This is a genomic window from Brevibacillus sp. DP1.3A (assembly GCF_013284245.2).
Classification (GTDB): domain Bacteria; phylum Bacillota; class Bacilli; order Brevibacillales; family Brevibacillaceae; genus Brevibacillus.
Genome location: NZ_CP085876.1, coordinates 5,319,430 through 5,338,480 on the forward strand (window position 1 = coordinate 5,319,430; position 19,051 = coordinate 5,338,480).

Below are 19,051 nucleotides of genomic sequence, written 5' to 3' on the forward strand. Positions count from 1 at the left end.
GTGAGGTGCTCGTATGAAAGCGATGGATAAGGAAGCGATGAAGACCCAGTACCAATCGTTTGCTGCGGACATGAAGACACTCATGTTAAGCACGGTCGACGAGCATGGAAAACCGTTTCTCTCCTACGCCCCGTTCGTCAAATACGATGGAAAGTTCTACATCTACATTAGTAAAATTGCGAATCACTATCGCTACATGGAAGAAAATCCTGCAGTCGATGCCATGCTCATTGAAGACGAGTCGAAAGCCACCAATCTGTTTGCTCGCCAACGCGCTCGCTTCGTGTGTTCTGCCCTGAATTTGGGTAATGCCGGGTACGATGAGATTTTCGAGCTGTTTGCACAGTCATTCGGAAAAAACATGATGGATATGCTGCGCGGCCTTGATTTTTCCTTGTTCGAATTGACACCATCAGAGGGACGCTATGTAGCTGGGTTCGGTCAGGCTTACGACATTGACCTGACAGCCGATAAATTTGTCCACGTCAACCGAGATGGTCACACATCCAAAAAATAACGGAGGGGCATCATCCATGACCTATTCAACCGCATTGACACTTTGGCTCACCATCCAGGAACGTTTTCACAAGACTGCGAAAAGCTTGCCCGAACAAGATTTACGTTTGAGCATGAATGCAGTCTCCATCGGGTATATGCTGCGCCATAGCGCTGAGGTCGAGTACATGTTTGCCGAATGGTTTTTCGGTCGGAGCATCCCATCTGACGTAGAGCTATTGACGAAAAACGGTCCTACCGGAACCAAAGTTGCCTTTACCAACGTGCAAGAGCTCGCTGATTTCATGTCCGCTTCCAACCAACACTTGATCGATGCGATGCGTGACTTACCAGAGGAAGCTTGGCACAAGTCCGTTGAAACGCCATTGGGGTCTTCTACTCCTTTAGAAGCATTGGGTCGCCTCATGTATCACACGGGTATCCATGCCGGACAAATTTCGCAGATTCAAAAATCATTTCACACCAAAGAAAAAGAACTCACCCACTAAGGTTTGATGCTGCCTTTCGCACGCCAAAAAGAGCTTCCCGTCTCTCTTGACTGGAAGCTCTTCTGTATGTGTGCCACTCTCGTTACATCACGATTTTTCTTGCCGCGTTGACGAACATTTTTACGCCGACTTCGAGCGCATCCTCGTCGATTGTAAAGCGTGGATGGTGGTGCGGATATGTGATGCCTTTTTCTTTGTTTCCAGCAGCGACGTAGAAGAAGCAGCCTGGCGCTTTTTGCTGGAAGGCGGAGAAATCCTCACCACCCATGGTTGGACGCATATGCTCTACCCATTCTGCTCCCAGTGATTCTTCGACGACCTCTTCCATCAATTTCGTCACTTCGGCATCGTTGATAACCGGGCGATAGCCAAATTCGTACTTGAACTTGTACCCCGCGCCGTGTGCTTCTGTAATGCCTTTGATCACGCGTTCCATGAGTCCCGGAACGGACTCGCGCAGATTTTTGTCAAAGCTGCGGACTGTCCCGCAAATCTCTACAGCACCCGGAATGACGTTATGTGTCGTTCCCCCCACAAATTGTGTGACAGAGAGAACCAGATTATCGAGCGGATCTGCATTGCGGGATACGACGTGCTGGAGATTGGTCACCACTTGTGCCGCAATCGCGATGCTGTCGATCGTTTCATGCGGGAGCGCCGCATGTCCGCCTTTTCCAAGAACGGTGATCCAGAACGTATCAGGTGCAGCCATCATTGGACCTGGGCAGATACCCACTGTCCCAAATTCCATCGTCGACCACAGATGCGTACCAATCACCATATCTACGCCGTCCATGACACCTGCCTGTACCATTTCCTCCGCTCCGCCTGGGTATACTTCCTCCGCGTGCTGAAAGAAGAAACGAACCTCTCCCTTGATCTGATCCTTCATCCCGGACAGCAGCTTTGCCGTTCCGAGCAGCATGGAAGTATGTCCGTCGTGTCCGCACGCATGCATGACGCCAGGATTTTTCGATACGAATTCAAACGTATTCTCTTCCGTAATCGGCAATGCGTCCATGTCAGCGCGCATGGCGAGCACTTTCCCAGGCTGGGAACCGATCAATCTGGCCATCACACTGTTTTTCGTCGGTCTGGACACTTCCAGATTGCCAAAGGTAAGCAGTGTCTCGTATACAAACTGTGCTGTTTTTTCTTCATGGAAGGATAATTCAGGGTTTTCGTGCAGATACCGTCTCCACGCGATTACCTGATCCTTGATTTCTTCGACCGCCTTATTAAGCGTTACCACTGCCGTTGCTGTCATGCCGCTCTCCTCCTGATTTACGTGGCTCCCCCACTTACTATCTCTTATGCCTATTTTGCTAAGGATAAAACGGTGCGGTACAGTACTTGCGCTCCGTTCGCACAATCCTCTTTTGTCGTGAATTCTGCCGGGTTGTGGCTAATGCCATCCTTGGATCGAGCGAAAATCATGCCAACCGGGCACAGCTCAACTAGCTGCATGCAATCATGCCCTGCCCCACTCGGCAGTCTAAATGCTTCCAAGCCTTCTGCCTCACACGCTTCGGCTACAGCATTCTGGATATCGTCCGAGCATACAGCAGGAGCTATGCGTTGCAGCAGCTCTACTTTCAACGTCACATTGCGCTTTGCACAGATCGCTTTTGCCCGTTCGTAAATGCGCTGTTCCACTTCATCGCGGATTGCTTCGTCCACATCTCGCAAATCAAGTGAAAACTCGACTCGTCCAGGAATGACATTCACCCCGCCTGGGAAAGCTTGCAGCCTTCCAACCGTCCCTACACTGGTTCCTGTCCGTCCGGCTTCTTCCTCGATGGCAAGCATCACTTGAGCGGCGGATGCCAGCGGATCACGGCGCAAATTCATCGGCGTTGCCCCGGCATGACCGGCTTCTCCCTCTAGCACGAAATTCAACCAGAGCGGTCCCGCCACTCCTGTCACGATCCCAACAGATAGCCCACGGCTCTCCAGTACCTTGCCTTGCTCGATATGTAGCTCCACATACGCTTTCACACTTCCGGGAGTTCTCGCGGCGAGACTGGTGCGGTCCGGATCAAGCCCCGTTTGCCGCATTGCTTCAGCAATCGTGACCCCATTCTTGTCTGCTTGTTCCAGCTCGTCACGCTTGATCAGACCCGCGATACCGCGACTGCCGATCATCCCGTAACCAAAACGCGTTCCTTCTTCATCCGTGAACGCGATGACTTCGATCGGATGCTCTGTTTCGATCGCCTGTTCCTGCATCGTCTGTAAAACTTCTACACCAGCCAGTACGCCAAGTGGACCATCATAATCGCCGCCATTTGGTACGGAGTCGATATGCGAGCCAACCAATACGACAGGAGCGGCCGGATTTTTCCCTTCTTTTCGCCCAATCAAGTTCCCAACCTCATCTTCGCGAACGGTGAGACCTGCTTCCTTCATAAAGCCTGTGACGAGATCCTTTGCCGCACGTTCCTCAGGCGTAAAAGACAACCGCGTGATGCCGCCCGCCTCTTGCTTCCCAATGTTGCCAAGCTGTCCCAATCGATCCCACAATCGATCCGAATTGATCATGACACGCCACTCCTCCTTCTATGCAGAGCCAATAACGGTTGATTAACGGTTATGTCCTTAATTGTATAATAGTCTGTCTATTTTGAAAAGGCGGCAGCCATGGACCCCGAAATAAAGTCCAAGACTTCCGCCGCTATTCATTCCGCATGACAAATCCATCCCCCAAAAAGTCCCGTAGAATGAAACCTGCCTATATTCGTAAAGCCAGCTTCTCTCAATAGCTGTTCGATTTTAGGTTCAGATAGAAAAGAAGCTTTTGTCATGATGGTATTACCCATCTCTTCTACTTTCGCTGATTCGTATCCCACATCCAAAAAAAAGCTTTTCCATATGTTTAATCTGTTTCGAAGTTCGGCATCATCGAGGTCTCCGTACGCACTAACCAGTACGAAGGGAGCCCCCGGTTTCAAATGCTCCTTAATGGCCCTGAGCAGCTTCAGCTTCTCCGGCACATCGTTAATGAAGTGCAGAACCAAGATACAACTCGCCGCATCGTACTTCGAGTCTGAATGAGGAACATCCTCAATTGTTCCCTGAATGAGCTGGACGCGGCTTTCCAACCCCAGTTGGACGGTTTTGTTTTTCGCCATCGCAAGCATCTCGGCAGAAGGATCGACTCCGGTGAACGTCCATTTTGGATTAGAGGGTCCCCATGCAGAAAATTCATTTCCACCGCCCGCACCAACGACGAGCAATGATGCCTCTTTTTCCCCCAATTGAGCTCGAAAATAGGATTGGACCATCGTGAATAAAAAATCATAGGTGGGAATCGAGATTCGCGTGTTAGCATCGTACGCAAGAACCATTTTGGAGTTGAATGTAATTTCTTCGTTCATCGGTAACCTCCATTGTTTCAGTATGAGATACACGAAAAGTATTCTAGGTATAAAGTTTTTACAGATAGATAATATCTGTAATTTTCGAAAGAATTGGCGCTGTCCTAGACAATGACAAGGACTCCGTTAGCGCCTGAAGCCCTCTTGGGAGATACACATTAATTAAAGACTTTGAGTATCGATAATAACTATACCGATACAATCTGTCAAGAAGCGCCACAAACCTCAACATTCTTCTTCATTTTCCTTATGGAGATTCTTCTACGTTATCTAGAATAGAGTAGTTCAAATTCACTCTTCCTCCTACAATTAAATCTCTACCTCTATCTTCCTCAATTCCCCTTTCAAATGCCCGATCGTCCCTACTCGATCCTGTTCCTCCTGCTCATCAAACAAAAGCTGCTCTAGTAGTTCACATATATCTTCCAACCTACGTCGGATTTGATAGAATTCCAACGCTTGTCGATTGACCACATAATTTGTATGTGTCATCTGATAGGTAGCCATAAACTCCTCAAAAAAAGGCTGATCTACCAAAAACATCAGATCGGCTTCTACCGGAGCCAGCCTTAATCCTTCCCAGTCTATGAGAATGAGCTGCTGACCAGATTGCATCAGGTTCCAGTTGTGAATGTCCGTATGGCAAAGCTTCATTTTCACCTCACTGCCTCGCAATTCCTCGGCAATCATCTCCAAATCATTCATGCGAGTAGCCAGTATGTTGGCAAATGGTTTGACGATTTCATTCACATCGTCCGGCAGACGGTGGATATCTTCGTTCAGCATTTCTCTAAACTGCTCGGCAAATGGGATGCGGAAGTCTTCCTTGATGGCAGCCGTACTGACCGGGATTTCTTCCCCATACAAATGCAACTCCGCTATGATTTCTGCTAGCTGGCGAACTTGCAACGAGTTTAACGCTTGGTTCCCAATGGTTTTCCCCTCAATATAGGCAAACAGTTGATAGATACCCATGTCATCTTCATGTTTATACGCAGCGTTTCTAGTCAGTAGCGGAACTGGAAGTTTGCCTTGTAGTCTGGTTTGGCGTGATAGCCACTGGATAATGGGAACATACTTGTCGATCAGCGCTGTCCACTTTGGCGTAGATGCTCTACTTTTTTCATAGACCTTCAAGAAAAAGAACTGCTGGTCGCTGATGACTTTATAAGCTAGCGCCGACCATCCTCCTTGCTGAGGGGTAACATCAACAGCGTCTATATCGTAATGGTGTCTCAATATGTTTTTGAAATGATCCATGTGGTACTCCTTTCTAACTCCCTATACACACGCAATTAATTATCACCAACATACAAAAAATTGCCCTGCCCCACAATAGGAGCAAAGCAATTTTTCAAATAGTACGTCAATTGTTTCGAATAACGAAATAGTTGACCTGATTATTGTACGCCAATTGCGTCATACGCATCTTTTACAGATTCTACTTGCTGGGAATTGGCGCCGAACAGAGCTGTCGCAGATTGAATCGCTGCTTGTCGCATAGCAGAGAAGTTAGAGTTTGGATTGAGGTAGTTTGTTAGTGTGTAGTAGTAAATTTTTGCTGTGTCATCTCGTCCAATGCCTGTGACCGTTACACCGGAGTGTGTGCCACCCTCTGCGAGGAGATATGCCGCTTTGTTGTTGATCCCGCTGTTAGTGTGAACGCCTCCCTCATCTGCTTGACCGATGTATCGATTGCTGTAGTGGTCAGGATCGCCAGCCACTGTTGGATCTTCGAGAGAGCGCAGTGCGTCTCCTGGCGTTTCTGGCGTGTATACATCTTCACCTATTAACCAATCGTCATTATCAATCATCGCCCCGAAGATGTCAGACATGGATTCGTTCAGCGCACCAGACTCGTTTTCATAGATCAGACCGGCTGTTCGTTCTGTGACAGCGTGAGTTAATTCATGAGCAACGACATCCAAGCCAGCGGAAAATGGGCGGAATAAGCGTCCATCTCCATCCCCGTATGTTATTTGTACGCCGTTCCAGAATGCGCGGTTATCGTTTCTACCGTAATGGACTGTAGAGATGATTTTCGCACCCTTGTTGTCAAAGCTGTTACGGTTATGTGCGTTTTTGTAGTAATCGTAGGTTGCCTGAGCATGGGCATGAGCGTCGACAAGTGCTCCATCTGTCCAGTTGTTATCCGAGTCAGAACCAAGAGTACCAGGTTGGACTAATCTGTTGCGTGCATTGTACGTTTCGATTCCCTTGCCGCGCGTCGTATCTTTCGCCGTATAGTTGGTATTGCTTACTTTCGTTACTTCGAATGATTTGGTGTCACCTAGTACTCCTGTACCCGTCCCTGTAATCTCATGGAGCATATTGTATTTGTTAATCACATCACCCGAATGCGCGTCGATGAAATACTTCCAACGGCCTGGTAGCGGATCGAGGAAATTCAGTTCCACTTCGTAAGCCAAATACGATTGATCTTCGTGGATATATACGTAGAGGTTCCCTTTTGGCTTCACCTCGAACTTCTCCACTTTTTCGTCGATCTCATCCTCCAAATCCTTGATGGCCTCTTTGACTGCCTTATCTGCCTTGAGCTTTGGTTTTTTCGTAAGCTTATCATTATCTGCCAAGTTAGGTGCGTAGTTCCCGAGGAATGCTGTTACATTTCCATCCTCGTTTACGTGAATCGTCTGCTGATAACCAAAGACCGGGATACCTTCGTACATTTCTTGCACGCGGTAGTGAGTCATATCTGTCTCTCTGTCTGTCACTTCATCAAGCACTTTAAAGTGGTCTCTCACTTCTCCATCAATACGGAAGGAATCTTGATGTTGCTCCAGGAATCCCCAAACTTTGTCTTCGCCATCCAGATCTTCTGCCTCGAACTCTTCTCCGATAAATTCGGGGGTATCCCACTCAGCACTATAGACGATGCTTTCGGATTCGGCCTGCGCAGCTAGCGGCAGGAATGTAGAAGTACCTAATGCGAAGCTGAGTGTTACTGCAAAAACCGATTTTTTCATACTTGTTAAACCCCTTCTTGGAAAATATTGTTTTTTATGTAAATTCATAGTTGTTTATATCTTTTATTATTTATCAAAATTCTGAATTTGAAAACTATTTTTTAACGACAAAAAAATCACTTCCAGAAAGAAATGATTAATTGGTAAATTTATTACAATTATACTTCCCTTACGATTCGATACACCTTTACATTACCACCAACATACAAAAAACTGCCTTGCCCCACAATAGGAGCAAAGCAATTTTTCAAATAGTATGACAAATATTTCGTGTAACAAAATACTTTATTTGATTATTGCACTCCAATGGCATCATACGCATCTTTTACTGATTCTACTTGTTGGGAATTAGCACCGAAAAGAACTGTAGCGGATTGAATAGCTGCTTGTCGCATAGCGGAGAAATTAGAGTTTGGATTGAGGTAGTTTGTTAGAGCGTAGTAGTAGATTTTTGCTGTGTCATTGCGACCGATGCCTGTGACCGTTACACCGTGGTGCGAACCACCCTCTGAGAGGAGATATGCCGCTTTGTTGTTGATACCGCTGTTAATGTGTACGCCTCCGTTGTCATTTGGACCCGTGTAGCGATCGCTGTAGTGGTCAGGATCACCAGCAACTGTTGGATCTTCGAGAGAGCGCAGTGCATCTCCAGGCGTTCCTGGTGTGTATACATCTTCACCCATCAGCCAATCATCGTTGTCAATCATTGCCCCGAAGATGTCAGAGATGGATTCATTTAACGCACCGGACTCATTTTGATAGATCAGATTGGCTGTTTTTTCTGTAACGGCATGTGTTAATTCATGTGCAACGACATCCAAGCCAGCAGACAATGGGCGGAATACGCTTCCATCTCCATCCCCGTATACCATTTGCACGCCGTTCCAGAATGCGTTGTTGTAGTTGCTACCGTAATGGACAGTAGAAATCAATTTCGCACCGTTGTTGTCATAGCTGTTGCGGTTATGTGCACTTTTGTAGTAATCGTAGGTTTTCTGTGCATAGGCATGAGCGTCGACAAGTGCTCCATCTGTCCATTTGTTATCGGTATCAGAGCCAAGCGTGCCTGGGAGGGTGTATCTGTTCCGTGCATTGTACGTCTCAATTCCCTTGCCGCGCGTTGTATCTTTCGCCGTGTAGTTTGTATTGCTTACTTTCGTTACTTCGAAGGACTTAGAGTCACCAAGTACCCCCGTACCCGTTCCTGTAATCTCATGGAGCATATTGTATTTGTTGATCACGTCACCAGTGTTTGCATCGATGAAATACTTCCAACGCCCTGGCTGCGGATCGAGGAAATTCAGCTCCACTTCGTAAGCCAAATACGATTCATCTTCGTGGATGTAGATATAGAGGTTCCCTTTTGGCTTCACCTCGAACTTCTCCACTTCTTTGTCAATCTCATCCTCCAAATCCTTGATGGCCTCTTTGACCGCTTTATCTGCCTTGAGTTTTGGTTTTTCCGTCAGCTTATCATTGTTTGACAGGTCAGGCGCGTAGTTACCGAGGAATGCCGTTACATTTCCATCCTCGTTTACGTGAATCGTCTGCTGATAACCATAGACCGGGATGCCTTCGTACATTTCTTGTACGCGGTAGTGAGTCATGTCTGTCTCTCTGTCTGTCACTTCATCAAGCACTTTAAAGTGATCTCTCACTTCTCCGTCAATGCGGAAGGAATCTTGATGTTGCTCCAGGAATCCCCAAACTTTGTCTTCGCCATCCAGATCTTCTGCCTCGAACTCTTCTCCAATAAATTCGGGGGTATCCCACTCAGCGCTATAGACGATGCTTTCGGATTCGGCCTGCGCAGCTAGCGGCAGGAAGGTAGAAGTACCTAATGCGAAGCTGAGTGTTACTGCAAAAACCGATTTTTTCATACTTGTTAACTCCTCCTTGGAAAATATTGTTTTTTATGTAAGTTCATAGTTGTTTACATCTCTTATTATTTGTCATAAATGTGAATTTGAGAACAATTTTTTAACGACAAAAAAATCATTTCCCGAAAGAAATGATTAATTGGTAAATTTATTACAATTGCGATTGCCATACGATCCGATACACCTTTCGCGGTCTGCCCCGCGGGTGTGGGTTTTCTTCTCTGATCACCTGCGCTAGTCCCTTTGACTCCAGTTCAATCAGGATTCGTCTGGCGCTTCGTGGCAGAATTTGTAGATATGAGGCTAATTCTGTCGCATGAATTTCCTGAGAGCCTCGCTTTTTGAGTATGGAGTAAAGCTTGGCGAGCGTCATGACACTTAAAGAGGTAAGCTGGCTAAGCTCTTGCAGCTTTTCTGAGTCATACCGATAGGTGATCTGTTCATCACGACCAAGCGGCCCTACGACGCTTTTGTCATCAAAGAAGACCATCCAGTTGCCTGTCCCGCGCTCTTTGGCGTGCAGCAAAGCTGCGCCACCGTGGATTTCTGCTTCATAAGCAGTCTTGCCGATCCCAATTCCGCACGTCACCAGATCAGCGCGAATGCCAAACAGCTCTTCCAAATCCGGCATGGTCGCATAGTCACGGGTCACTTCTTGCAGATTGCCCCGCGTTGTAAAAATGACGTAGCGTCCGGGACCTGCTGTCTTTAGTGAGCCTTGCAAATGCTTCGCGTAGCGCAACAGCTTTTCCATCGTCTTGATCTCGGCATTTTGCCATTCATCTGTGGAAAAGTTGCCACCCGCAAGCTCGCGAAATGGATCAATCTCCATCATCTGCACGGCAATTTGGGTATCTTTGAAGTGAAGCATTTCGTGCGTTCGCAAAAGCATGTGAATAACCGAAATCACGCCTGCACGTGTCGGCACAACCCGATGTACAGGGACACCTCTCCGTGCCAGCTCTACATCTGCTGTCCGCAAGCAGGTGACAGCCACCTTTGTCTTGCCTGCCCTCCAAAGCTGTTCGTGGTAATCCGCCAGTTCATCGGCTGAGATTGCTCCCTCGTAATGCTTGAGCCATTTGTAACCACCAGCGATACCCGCTTCATCCATAAAATGCACCAGTTCTTCTGGTGAAAATGTATCAAAGCTCACTTCATCCACCCGGATTCCCAATTGATGGGACAGGTGAAGCAAGGTTCTGTACAAGCTCGCACCGAGATGAGGCACATAAGCCATCGGCACTTGGACCTTGCCTGACTCGCTCACCATGGCATAAGGGACCTGTCCGGAGAAAAGCCACATATCCACCTCATCCACATGCGGCATGATCAGATCGAGGATCTCTTCTTCCTTCCAATAAACAATCGGCAAGTATTCAATTTCGGGAAACTCTCGCATGACTGATTCGATGATGGCAAGTGAATCATCCGCGCCTATTACGCCTAGTCGCAGCTTCAACAAAATTCCCTCTTTCACACCAATCTCTTCCTACTCGTGAACTGCTTCTGTGATCAATAAACGACTTTTTGAACACCCTCTACTAGGATAACATACTCCTTTTCTTTTTCTCATCGGGGGATCACTTTACCTGCTGCCTCCCCAATCTGGTGTGCCACGTACAAAACAGGTATGATCAACAAGCTGTACGGCAACGTGCTCCATAGCAACGGCCACGTCACAAGCCCAGCCTCAAGCAATCAATCATACGTGTACAAACTATACGGTAAAACCAATGCCACAGCCGTCACCACACCAGGTGTGTACGTGCGAAGGACAACGGTATGACCAACATGCATGAACACATGGAGAAACATCACGTGCAAACAAACCAGAAAAAACGGGAGGTACGTTCCAGCCGAAAGTGTCGTGACAGTCAGGATGACCGCTGCCGATAAAACCGCGAAAACACAAGAGACTGCGACCGCAAATTGCGCCGTGTTCATCGAAAGTGAAGGCTCTATTATCTTCATAAGCCGTTCTGGCACAGTCTGTCTAATGATGTCTTTTTTTGCTCGCACCCAGCCTTCTACCATCACGATCTCCTCGAAATCATGAAACATGAAAACGACCAAAAACAGCCAAATCAGATGGGACAGCTCCAGCATACAAGCACCCTCTTTCTATTCGTTTGCCTGCAAAATTCCATATGCCAAAAAAGATACCGCGTCGTCCGCAAGCTGCTCCGCTGTTTTCTCACCCGTCAGCAAATACCGCGTCGTCATGCGGTCTACGACTGCGATCATTGCCTCTGCCGCCACCTCCACAGACAACTCAACACGGACGTGCCCAGCAGTCTGATTTTGTCGCAAGTTGACAGCAACAATCGAAGCCAGCTTACGATGCAGCGCTTCGCCCTCTTCTGCCTGATACAGCACGATCCGAGTCAAATCAGGCTGCTCCTGAAAAAAGCGGAACAAAGCGAGCAGATTCTCTCGTACCTGATGGAAAACATCTTCCTTCGTCAAAGCCGTTACCTTTTGACCGCTATCCGCCAATTCCCATAGCTTGGTGACGAATGTGTCCGTCAACTGCTGATACAAGCCTTCCTTGCTGTCGAAATACTGGTAAAACGACGCCTGTGTCAAGCCTGCTGTTTTCACGATGTCACTCACCCGTGTACGATGAAAGCCTTTTGCTGCGAACTCAGAAGCTGCCGCCGCAAGCAACCGATTGCGACTCAACTCCCCTTTCGACAATTTGTCATTGGTCATTTTCCCACCCCGAAAGTAACTCATCAGTTATATAACTATTGAGTTATTTTTACAACTTTTGGATTTTCTTGTCAAGACCCACTTGCTTTTTGATTCCACTCTATGTAAAATGTTTGCTCAAAGGGTATCTTTTGATGGCAATGAGGAAGAAGAGTAGTCATTTTTCGAGACTTCAGAGAGCTGATGGTTGGTGCGAATCAGTGTTAAGGAAATGATGAATGGGCTTCCGAGCTCCAAACCGAACCCGCTCTCATAGCGGCAGTAGGCTTTGGCGTTACGTCCGTACGTTACAATGGACACCGTATCAAGCTGTTTTACACAGAAACGGTACGGATCAAAGAGATTTTGCGTATGGATGATTCCTTGCGTGAAATAACAAGGGTGGCACCACGGTTCATTCGTCCCTGTCCAGGGCGGATGGACCTTTTTGTATGTAATTCGGACATTCATATTTCACGATTGAAAGGAGCAGCTTTCCCATGAAAACCATCTTTTCCGGCATTCAACCGAGCGGCATTATGACACTCGGCAACTACTTGGGCGCAATGAAGCACTTCGTTCCGCTTCAAGATCAGTTCAACTGCTTTTACTGCATCGTAGACCAGCATGCGATCACCGTTCCACAAGAGCCTGCTGTCCTGCGCGAAAACATCCGTCGTCTCGCAGCTCTCTATTTGTCCGTTGGCCTCGATCCGAACAAAATGACACTGTTCGTCCAATCGGAAGTACCGGCCCATGCCAAGCTCGGCTGGATCATGCTGTGCACCTCTTACTTGGGTGAATTGGAGCGCATGACCCAATTCAAGGACAAATCCGATGGACGCGGCGAATCCATTCCAGGCGGTCTGCTGGCTTATCCTCCATTGATGGCTGCTGATATTTTGCTGTACGGCACTGATTTCGTCCCTGTGGGCGAAGACCAGAAGCAGCATCTGGAGCTGACTCGTGATTTAGCCGCTCGTTTTAACAACCGCTATGGCGACATTTTCACCATTCCAGAGGTTCGCCTGCCTGAGACTGGTGCACGCATCATGTCCCTTGCTGAAGGCACCAAGAAAATGAGCAAATCCGATCCAAACCAAGGCGCCTTCATCTCCATGCTGGATGATGCGGACACCATCACGAAAAAAATCAAGCGCGCGCAAACGGATTCCGACAGCGTTGTGCGTTATGACAAAGCTGAAAAGCCTGCTGTCTCTAACCTCATGACCATCTACTCTCTCTGCTCCGGAAAAACACTGGATGAGATCGAAGCGATGTACGAGGGCAAGGGCTACGGCGCATTCAAAACCGAGCTGGCTGAAGTTGTCGTAGAAACACTTCGTCCGATTCAAGAACGCTTCGAGCAGCTGTTCCACTCCTCTGAGCTGGATGATATCCTGACTGCCGGGGCAGACAAAGCGAATAAGGTCGCGAACGAGATGCTGTACAAAGTTGAAAAAGTGATGGGGATGGCACGTATCTAATCCATTTCCACAACAAAAAACGGGCTGGGAAGCTATCTCCCAACCCGTTTTCTTTTCGTCAATTGCTCTTAACCGTGACAGTTACCTTCGCTGTCTTGCCAGCGTAGCTGATCGTGATGGTCACTCTTGTTCTTGGTTTGGCATCATCCAAGACAAGAATACGCCCCGTCTCATCAACCTCTACCTGTTCGGGCTTGCTTGATGTGAACTCGATTCCCTCCGCTTCAGTAACGTCTTCTTCCGCATCATTACCGAGAATCGCCATCACCTTGAGCTGTGCTTCCTCGCCCTGGGCTAGCTTGAGAGATTTCGGATCGATCTCGATTCTTTTCAGGGCACTCTCACCGACGACATAAGTGGCCGCCGTCGCTACTGTAAAGCTCCCCAGATCGTCTTCTTTCGTCACCTGGATCGCTTTTCCCTTGAGTCCAATAGCTGCTCTCCACATATTGCTCCGGTACGAATACGCCTGGAGCTTTTCGCTTGCGTCATCGGCGACTGGCAGACCAAGTGTAAAGCCTGTCTTGCCGAGATTTGTCACTTTCTTGCCGTTGCTCCACACTTGCAATTGATAGGCTTCGCCAGGGTTAGGCACACCTTTCCACCCGTCCCCATTTGCTTCCGTCAAAGAGAGGGCAAACTCTCTTGCACGCTGAGCGGAAAAGTATGCGCTAGGCACCTCTACCCATGCTTCGCTGTCCAAGGTTACGCGAATGCCTACCTCTTTTTCCTTCAATTGCTCAACCAGCTTCTGTTCCAGGGTCACTGTCCGATCAGCTGATTCTCCTTTGTGAGAACGCGTGTCGCTCGCATCCTCATCGCTTTCTTCCACTTGAATGAACAGCACCGGAGCAAAGCCAATCTTGTCTTTCACTGACTCGATTGCTTTCATGAATTCTCCGAGTACGTCTAGAAGTTCATCTACTTGTTCGTCATCTGCCTTGATCTCATCCCCATCTTCAATGACGACAGTGCCAAGCTTTTTCAAAAGCTCTTCTGCCAGTGTACGGACATGCTTGGCTACCTCTTTGGAAATTTCCTTTTCATCGAGCGGCTCCAGCGCTGTTTTCGCCAAACTCGTCAAGGAGGCAAGTGCCAGGCGGGCAATCTCTTCATCCTTGATGCCATCTTCTGTGAGCGGGTCAAATGCTTTGTCCAAAAAGCTCTTCGTCACATCTTGGAGTGTCTCTTCACTAATGGTTTCTCGCTCAGCCTGCTCGGCCACTGCCTCGAGTACAGTCGTGATCGTATCGGTGACTGTCTCCCATTTCTCAGTCGGCGTCCATTGCTCTGCATCCAGAAGTTTTTCCAGATGGCTAAGTACTTGATCCACCTGTCCTAAAATGGCTTTCTCCTCGCTACTTGCAGAGATGACTTGAGCTGCTTGCTTGTTCAACTCTCGCTGCGAGTCCGGTGTCGGTGTTCTGTCCGGCGGTGTAACTGGCGGTGGTGAGTCCGGCTTGGCTGGAACCTGCACGGTCAATACTTTAGTTTCTGCTGTCGATTGATCGGATGCTCTTGTGACCTCAAAAACCAGGTCTACATTCGTCTGGCGATATGGCGGCGTAATTTTGCCGTCCAGCGCAATCACTGCTGGATCACTAGAAGACTTGATTGCGATAGTAAAGCCTGTAGGTACTTCTGGCAGCTTCAAGCGCGTCTCACCCGCTGCTGGCTGAGTAAGCTGCGTGATGCTTTCTGCCACTTCTTGTGCTGTTTTTTCCGGCGTGCCGCGATCCTTCAAGTCCAGTTGTACAAGGACAGGATTATGATCACTCACACGTCCTTCGTTCTCAGTCAAGCCAGCGTTGATGTGAACGATATCAACCTTTGTGTCGTCCTCCAAATGGTTGCTGACCAAAATTTGATCCAAGACTTGAGAGTTCCCTTGGTACACGTACGTATACTGCTCACCCTTCGGCAGTTTCTCCACCATATTGGTCAAAACGCCATCTGCCAATTCCTGCACCGGATTCGAAAACGGGAAATCGTTAAGATCGCCAAGCACCACAACATTTGCTTTCGCTTCCGCCGCATGGATTTCTTTTACAAAGTTATTTAACACACGGGCAATTTTCATTCGCTGTACTTCACTCACCAGCTGTGGCGGCTGATCTTTTCCAAACAGCGCTTGATCCCCACCCTTGGAGTTGAAATGGTTGGCAATGACAATGACAGGCTCGCCTTGGAAAATGAACTCCGCTGCCAACGGCTTACGGCTCGAAGCAAACGCCGCGTTTGTCGGATCGACCCGTCCTGGATTGTGTGACAAATGCGCTACACCATCTCGTGTCTCTATCTGCACCGTATCAGTCGCGCCTCCTGGCGTTCCTGCTGCCAGCTGTACCCGTTCAGGGTTGTAGAAGAACCCGACGCGAATGTTTCCTCCTGGCTGTCCACCATCCTGATTGTTCTCTGGTGCGATATCGGTGTATCGGTAAGTCGGGCCGTTTTTGTTTTCAATTGCTTTGATCAATGCGTCCGCAGACTGCGTAGCATCTGTTTGCCCATTGTCAGTCGGCCCATTGTCGTCCTGCATTTCCACCACACCAATAATATCCGGCCCCTTCATGTTGTCCACGATCGTCTCGGCGATGCGATTGATTTTGGCAGAATCGGTTTTTGCCGAGAAATTCTCGATGTTGTACGTAGCGATTGTCAGCTTATCGTCTTTTGGGGAAATACTCGTTACTGGCGGCACATAATGACTTGCCTGTACCGTAAATGGTCTTGTATGGAACAGCTTGTAATTCGCAAAGCCGTAGTCAATGATGCCTACCAGTGGTCCGTCAAATTTGTCGCCGACTTTTACTTCACCGGTAATCGATTCGAGTTTGTCCGATACCGTGATGCGCTCAGGGTGAAAATCATTGGCCTCTAGCACCACTCCGCCAGCTGGTGTACGCGGCTGACTCGGATGGGCTTGATCATCAATAACGACAAATTCCGTTGCACGTGGATTGGTAAACGTCTTGGTTTCGCCAACGACGATTGGATTGTCGATCTGCACCAGCATGCCTTCGAGACTTTCCCAGAAATCGATGCCGTCTTGATCCGGATCGAATTTGCCGAGGCTATCGTTGTCGATGATCCCTTCCGGATATTCGTAGTTGTCTTTGCCCAGACTGAGTGGGTCTGGGAGTGCCTTTCTAGCGCCGATAACAACGTTGGACGCATCAATTTGCGTCTGGGTGAGGTCTGTACCCGCCCTGTTCGATGGCACGTATTCCTTGACGGTTCCGCTAACGGTTACTTCATCGCCCGGGGTGACCGCTGCTTTGTCGTAAACGTATATACCTTCTGAGGTAAATGGATCTGAATCCGGTTGCGGGTCTTGCATATAAAAGCCTTGTACATTGCTGCCGCTTCGGACAACAGCCGTCACGATCCCCGGAACATTGTTCACTGTTCCATCGGCCATCGCTGATCGGTGCGACGTTCCTTGGATATCATGAATCCGAACGTTTTCTTTTTGAATCATGTAACGGAAGGTCGCTACATTGCTGTCTGTGTAACCATCCTTGACAGCTATAGCTGAAAGGGTCGTATCCGCGTCAATCTGGATCGGTCCTGTATACTTGATGCTTCCTCTGCTCGGCGTTGAACCATCTATCGTATAGAAGATCGTGGCGTCAGCCATTGTCGTTGAGAACGTGACTTTTGTTCCTTTTGCCACCATAGGGCCTGCTGGGCTCGCTGTGACCATAGGGACTTTACTTTCATCTTCTACGAGATCTGCTACTGTCCGTGGAACCAATTTGTATGCATTGTTGTCATAGTTCACAACGCCAGTAATTGCAGCGTAGCTTTTGTTCACGGGGAGCGGAAGCGTGGCAGCAGGACGAGATACAAACCTGCCGTACTGATCCTCCAGCGTGTAATTGCCACTCGATACTGATTGGACAGTCACCAGTTTTACAGTCACCAGCTTGCCTTCCAATGCCTCTCCTGTTGCGGCGGCAAAATCAGTGGATGTCACGATTTGCGGACTAGGCACACCCGCTTGTTTTTGTACGATTTCCACGTTACTGGTGAGTGCTTCGAGTTGAGCCAGTCCACGGTAGTCACTCATTTTTCCGGTAGCGCGAATCTTGTCTCCTACCTCAATTTTGCCAGTCAGTCCTGGCGCACGAAGTACGAGTCCTGCCGTCTCATCCTGGAAATACACGTTGTTTTGTCCGCCCGCTTCAAACATCGCCGTCACCGTTCCGACGACAATCACGTTCGTTCCTACCGGGGTGCTTCTTGCTTCAGCAATCGTAGTCGAACCTACGGCTGACTTGGTAACACTAACTTCCGGACTCTCAAACGACTTGCCATATTCCCCAGCTGTTTGCTGCGTTACGAGAATATGATCCAGCTGATCGATGTTTGGAATCGTAAAAGAAAATGACCCGTTTGCCTGTGCTGTTCCTGTTTCTTTATTACTAAGCATCAGCGGTTGTTTTTGCGGATCGTATGCCCGCAGTATCGCATTCCCTGCTGCCGCACCTACTTCTCCTCGCAGCTCGCCCACACCGTTCAATGCTTGCAGGCTGACTTTTTCCTGGATCAAAGCTGTACTGGCTACCGCTGGCCTCAGCTCAATACTCGTGCTTTCTTTCTTACTCCCTTCCGTTGCTGTGAGATAGACTCCCAGCAAATTTGGATCGGGATTAGTAAAAGTCAGCTCGATTAGTCCGGAAGCATCCGAATCTTGCTGTGCCAAAGGCGTGTCGCTACCTGTTCCTGTAGGCTGACTCGCATAAACCTTAATAGTCCGTCCTTGACCGACATAGCCGCGAATTGTTGCTTGGATAGGATCAGTATGATCAAAAATAAGTTCTGTGGCATTCAGTTTTTCGGTCACGTCTGTTGGTAGCGGCGGTTCTACTGGGCTTTGCGTGTTTTTGGGGGTAGGTGCCCCTGTGATAAAATCGTTGCCATTGTTATTGGTATCCCAGCCATTTCCTCCGTTCGGCACAATGCCGCTGGCGTCGCTAATGCGTTGGGCGCTGGTCGAGTTTGAAGTTGCTGGTGCAGGTGAACTGCCTTCGTATGTAGTTGCCGCACCAATTCCGACCATATCAACAACACCTAATTGGGAGGAGACATCCGTCCCAACTAAAAGCGTATTATGGTTAACCAAGGCAACTTTTCCTTGAGTCCCAGACATCCGAATCGACCCGACGCCATCTGGCGTAGGGAGTTCGGCCGTCCCACCTGCTTCCGCTGCTTGCTGGACCAAAAAGAAGCCATACGGAGCTATGCTTCCAGCCAAATCTGTCTTCTGCCAAGTCCCTCCCGTAGCAGAAGCATACTGCACAGACCAGCCTCCAACCGAAACAGCCGTGTCTGTCGGGTTATACAGCTCAATGAAGTCATTCTTGTACAGGGCACCTGAGTTCCCCCCACCCCCATACACCTCACTGATCACCACATGATCAGCGCGCGCGGCCTTTGCCTGTGGCATCCACCCGGTCGGTAAAACAGTTCCCACCATGACCGCGGCTATTAGCGCCAGCTTCGACCACCGGGAGGCAATTCCTCTTTTTTTCAACATTCTTGCATCATTCCTCCTCACATCATTCCGAAGTAACTACTATAAGATGGTAAACGTATAACCTGAACCTTATGTAAATT

Annotated in this window: 13 protein-coding genes and 1 other annotated feature; of the genes, 3 read left to right on the plus strand and 10 right to left on the minus strand. The window is 48.6% G+C overall.

Features of this window, described 5'->3' with window-relative positions; translation table 11 throughout:
- The first annotated feature begins 13 nt into the window (after nucleotides 1-13).
- Nucleotides 14-517 carry a HugZ family pyridoxamine 5'-phosphate oxidase gene (locus HP399_RS24340; RefSeq protein WP_173620046.1) on the plus strand — a complete coding sequence of 168 codons (504 nt, stop codon included), beginning with the start codon at nucleotides 14-16 and terminating at the stop codon, nucleotides 515-517.
- A gap of 16 nt (nucleotides 518-533) precedes the next feature.
- Complete coding sequence (locus tag HP399_RS24345; RefSeq protein WP_173620047.1) at nucleotides 534-1,004, plus strand: DinB family protein; 471 nt, start codon at nucleotides 534-536, stop codon at nucleotides 1,002-1,004.
- Between the two features lie 82 nt (nucleotides 1,005-1,086).
- Here HP399_RS24345 and HP399_RS24350 read toward each other — a convergent pair whose 3' ends face one another.
- The 9 genes from HP399_RS24350 to HP399_RS24390 form a co-directional block, all read right to left on the minus strand.
- Nucleotides 1,087-2,271 (minus strand): M20 family metallopeptidase, encoded by a 1,185-nt coding sequence (locus HP399_RS24350; protein ID WP_173620048.1) that lies wholly within the window; start codon nucleotides 2,269-2,271, stop codon nucleotides 1,087-1,089.
- A gap of 50 nt (nucleotides 2,272-2,321) precedes the next feature.
- On the minus strand, nucleotides 2,322-3,545 hold the full coding sequence (locus tag HP399_RS24355; RefSeq protein ID WP_173620049.1) for a Zn-dependent hydrolase: 1,224 nt from the start codon (nucleotides 3,543-3,545) through the stop codon (nucleotides 2,322-2,324).
- A gap of 137 nt (nucleotides 3,546-3,682) precedes the next feature.
- Nucleotides 3,683-4,381: a class I SAM-dependent methyltransferase gene (locus HP399_RS24360; RefSeq protein ID WP_173620050.1), complete on the minus strand. Its 699-nt coding sequence runs from the start codon at nucleotides 4,379-4,381 to the stop codon at nucleotides 3,683-3,685.
- Between the two features lie 309 nt (nucleotides 4,382-4,690).
- On the minus strand, nucleotides 4,691-5,641 hold the full coding sequence (locus tag HP399_RS24365) for an aminoglycoside phosphotransferase family protein (RefSeq protein ID WP_173620051.1): 951 nt from the start codon (nucleotides 5,639-5,641) through the stop codon (nucleotides 4,691-4,693).
- 140 nt (nucleotides 5,642-5,781) lie between these two features.
- A complete protein-coding gene (locus HP399_RS24370) occupies nucleotides 5,782-7,368 on the minus strand; it encodes a M4 family metallopeptidase (protein WP_173620052.1) in 1,587 nt (528 codons plus the stop codon).
- 293 nt (nucleotides 7,369-7,661) lie between these two features.
- Nucleotides 7,662-9,248, minus strand: coding sequence for a M4 family metallopeptidase (locus tag HP399_RS24375; protein WP_173620053.1), 1,587 nt, complete (start codon nucleotides 9,246-9,248; stop codon nucleotides 7,662-7,664).
- A gap of 151 nt (nucleotides 9,249-9,399) precedes the next feature.
- A complete protein-coding gene (locus tag HP399_RS24380) occupies nucleotides 9,400-10,728 on the minus strand; it encodes a helix-turn-helix domain-containing protein (RefSeq protein WP_228088335.1) in 1,329 nt (442 codons plus the stop codon).
- 221 nt (nucleotides 10,729-10,949) lie between these two features.
- Nucleotides 10,950-11,357, minus strand: coding sequence for an HXXEE domain-containing protein (locus HP399_RS24385; RefSeq protein ID WP_228088336.1), 408 nt, complete (start codon nucleotides 11,355-11,357; stop codon nucleotides 10,950-10,952).
- Between the two features lie 15 nt (nucleotides 11,358-11,372).
- On the minus strand, nucleotides 11,373-11,963 hold the full coding sequence (locus tag HP399_RS24390) for a TetR/AcrR family transcriptional regulator (protein WP_228088337.1): 591 nt from the start codon (nucleotides 11,961-11,963) through the stop codon (nucleotides 11,373-11,375).
- 131 nt (nucleotides 11,964-12,094) lie between these two features.
- Nucleotides 12,095-12,372 (plus strand) — a binding site (T-box leader).
- A 70-nt stretch (nucleotides 12,373-12,442) separates the two neighbouring features.
- Between HP399_RS24390 and trpS the strand changes: the two genes are divergently transcribed.
- Nucleotides 12,443-13,429, plus strand: coding sequence for a tryptophan--tRNA ligase (gene trpS, locus HP399_RS24395; RefSeq protein ID WP_017247332.1), 987 nt, complete (start codon nucleotides 12,443-12,445; stop codon nucleotides 13,427-13,429).
- 58 nt (nucleotides 13,430-13,487) lie between these two features.
- Here trpS and HP399_RS24400 read toward each other — a convergent pair whose 3' ends face one another.
- Nucleotides 13,488-18,971, minus strand: coding sequence for a chitobiase/beta-hexosaminidase C-terminal domain-containing protein (locus tag HP399_RS24400; protein ID WP_173620055.1), 5,484 nt, complete (start codon nucleotides 18,969-18,971; stop codon nucleotides 13,488-13,490).
- Between the last annotated feature and the right edge of the window lie 80 nt (nucleotides 18,972-19,051).

Bases quoted from the DNA above. Each gene is read 5' to 3' on its own strand.
- HP399_RS24360 (WP_173620050.1), bottom strand. From the start codon at position 4,381: ATGAACGAAGAAATTACATTCAACTCCAAAATGGTTCTTGCGTACGAT.
- HP399_RS24340 (WP_173620046.1), top strand. From the start codon at position 14: ATGAAAGCGATGGATAAGGAAGCGATGAAGACCCAGTACCAATCGTTT.
- HP399_RS24355 (WP_173620049.1), bottom strand. From the start codon at position 3,545: ATGATCAATTCGGATCGATTGTGGGATCGATTGGGACAGCTTGGCAAC.
- HP399_RS24365 (WP_173620051.1), bottom strand. From the start codon at position 5,641: ATGGATCATTTCAAAAACATATTGAGACACCATTACGATATAGACGCT.
- HP399_RS24350 (WP_173620048.1), bottom strand. From the start codon at position 2,271: ATGACAGCAACGGCAGTGGTAACGCTTAATAAGGCGGTCGAAGAAATC.
- HP399_RS24390 (WP_228088337.1), bottom strand. From the start codon at position 11,963: ATGACCAATGACAAATTGTCGAAAGGGGAGTTGAGTCGCAATCGGTTG.
- HP399_RS24370 (WP_173620052.1), bottom strand. From the start codon at position 7,368: ATGAAAAAATCGGTTTTTGCAGTAACACTCAGCTTCGCATTAGGTACT.
- HP399_RS24400 (WP_173620055.1), bottom strand. From the start codon at position 18,971: ATGTTGAAAAAAAGAGGAATTGCCTCCCGGTGGTCGAAGCTGGCGCTA.
- trpS (WP_017247332.1), top strand. From the start codon at position 12,443: ATGAAAACCATCTTTTCCGGCATTCAACCGAGCGGCATTATGACACTC.
- HP399_RS24345 (WP_173620047.1), top strand. From the start codon at position 534: ATGACCTATTCAACCGCATTGACACTTTGGCTCACCATCCAGGAACGT.
- HP399_RS24385 (WP_228088336.1), bottom strand. From the start codon at position 11,357: ATGCTGGAGCTGTCCCATCTGATTTGGCTGTTTTTGGTCGTTTTCATG.
- HP399_RS24375 (WP_173620053.1), bottom strand. From the start codon at position 9,248: ATGAAAAAATCGGTTTTTGCAGTAACACTCAGCTTCGCATTAGGTACT.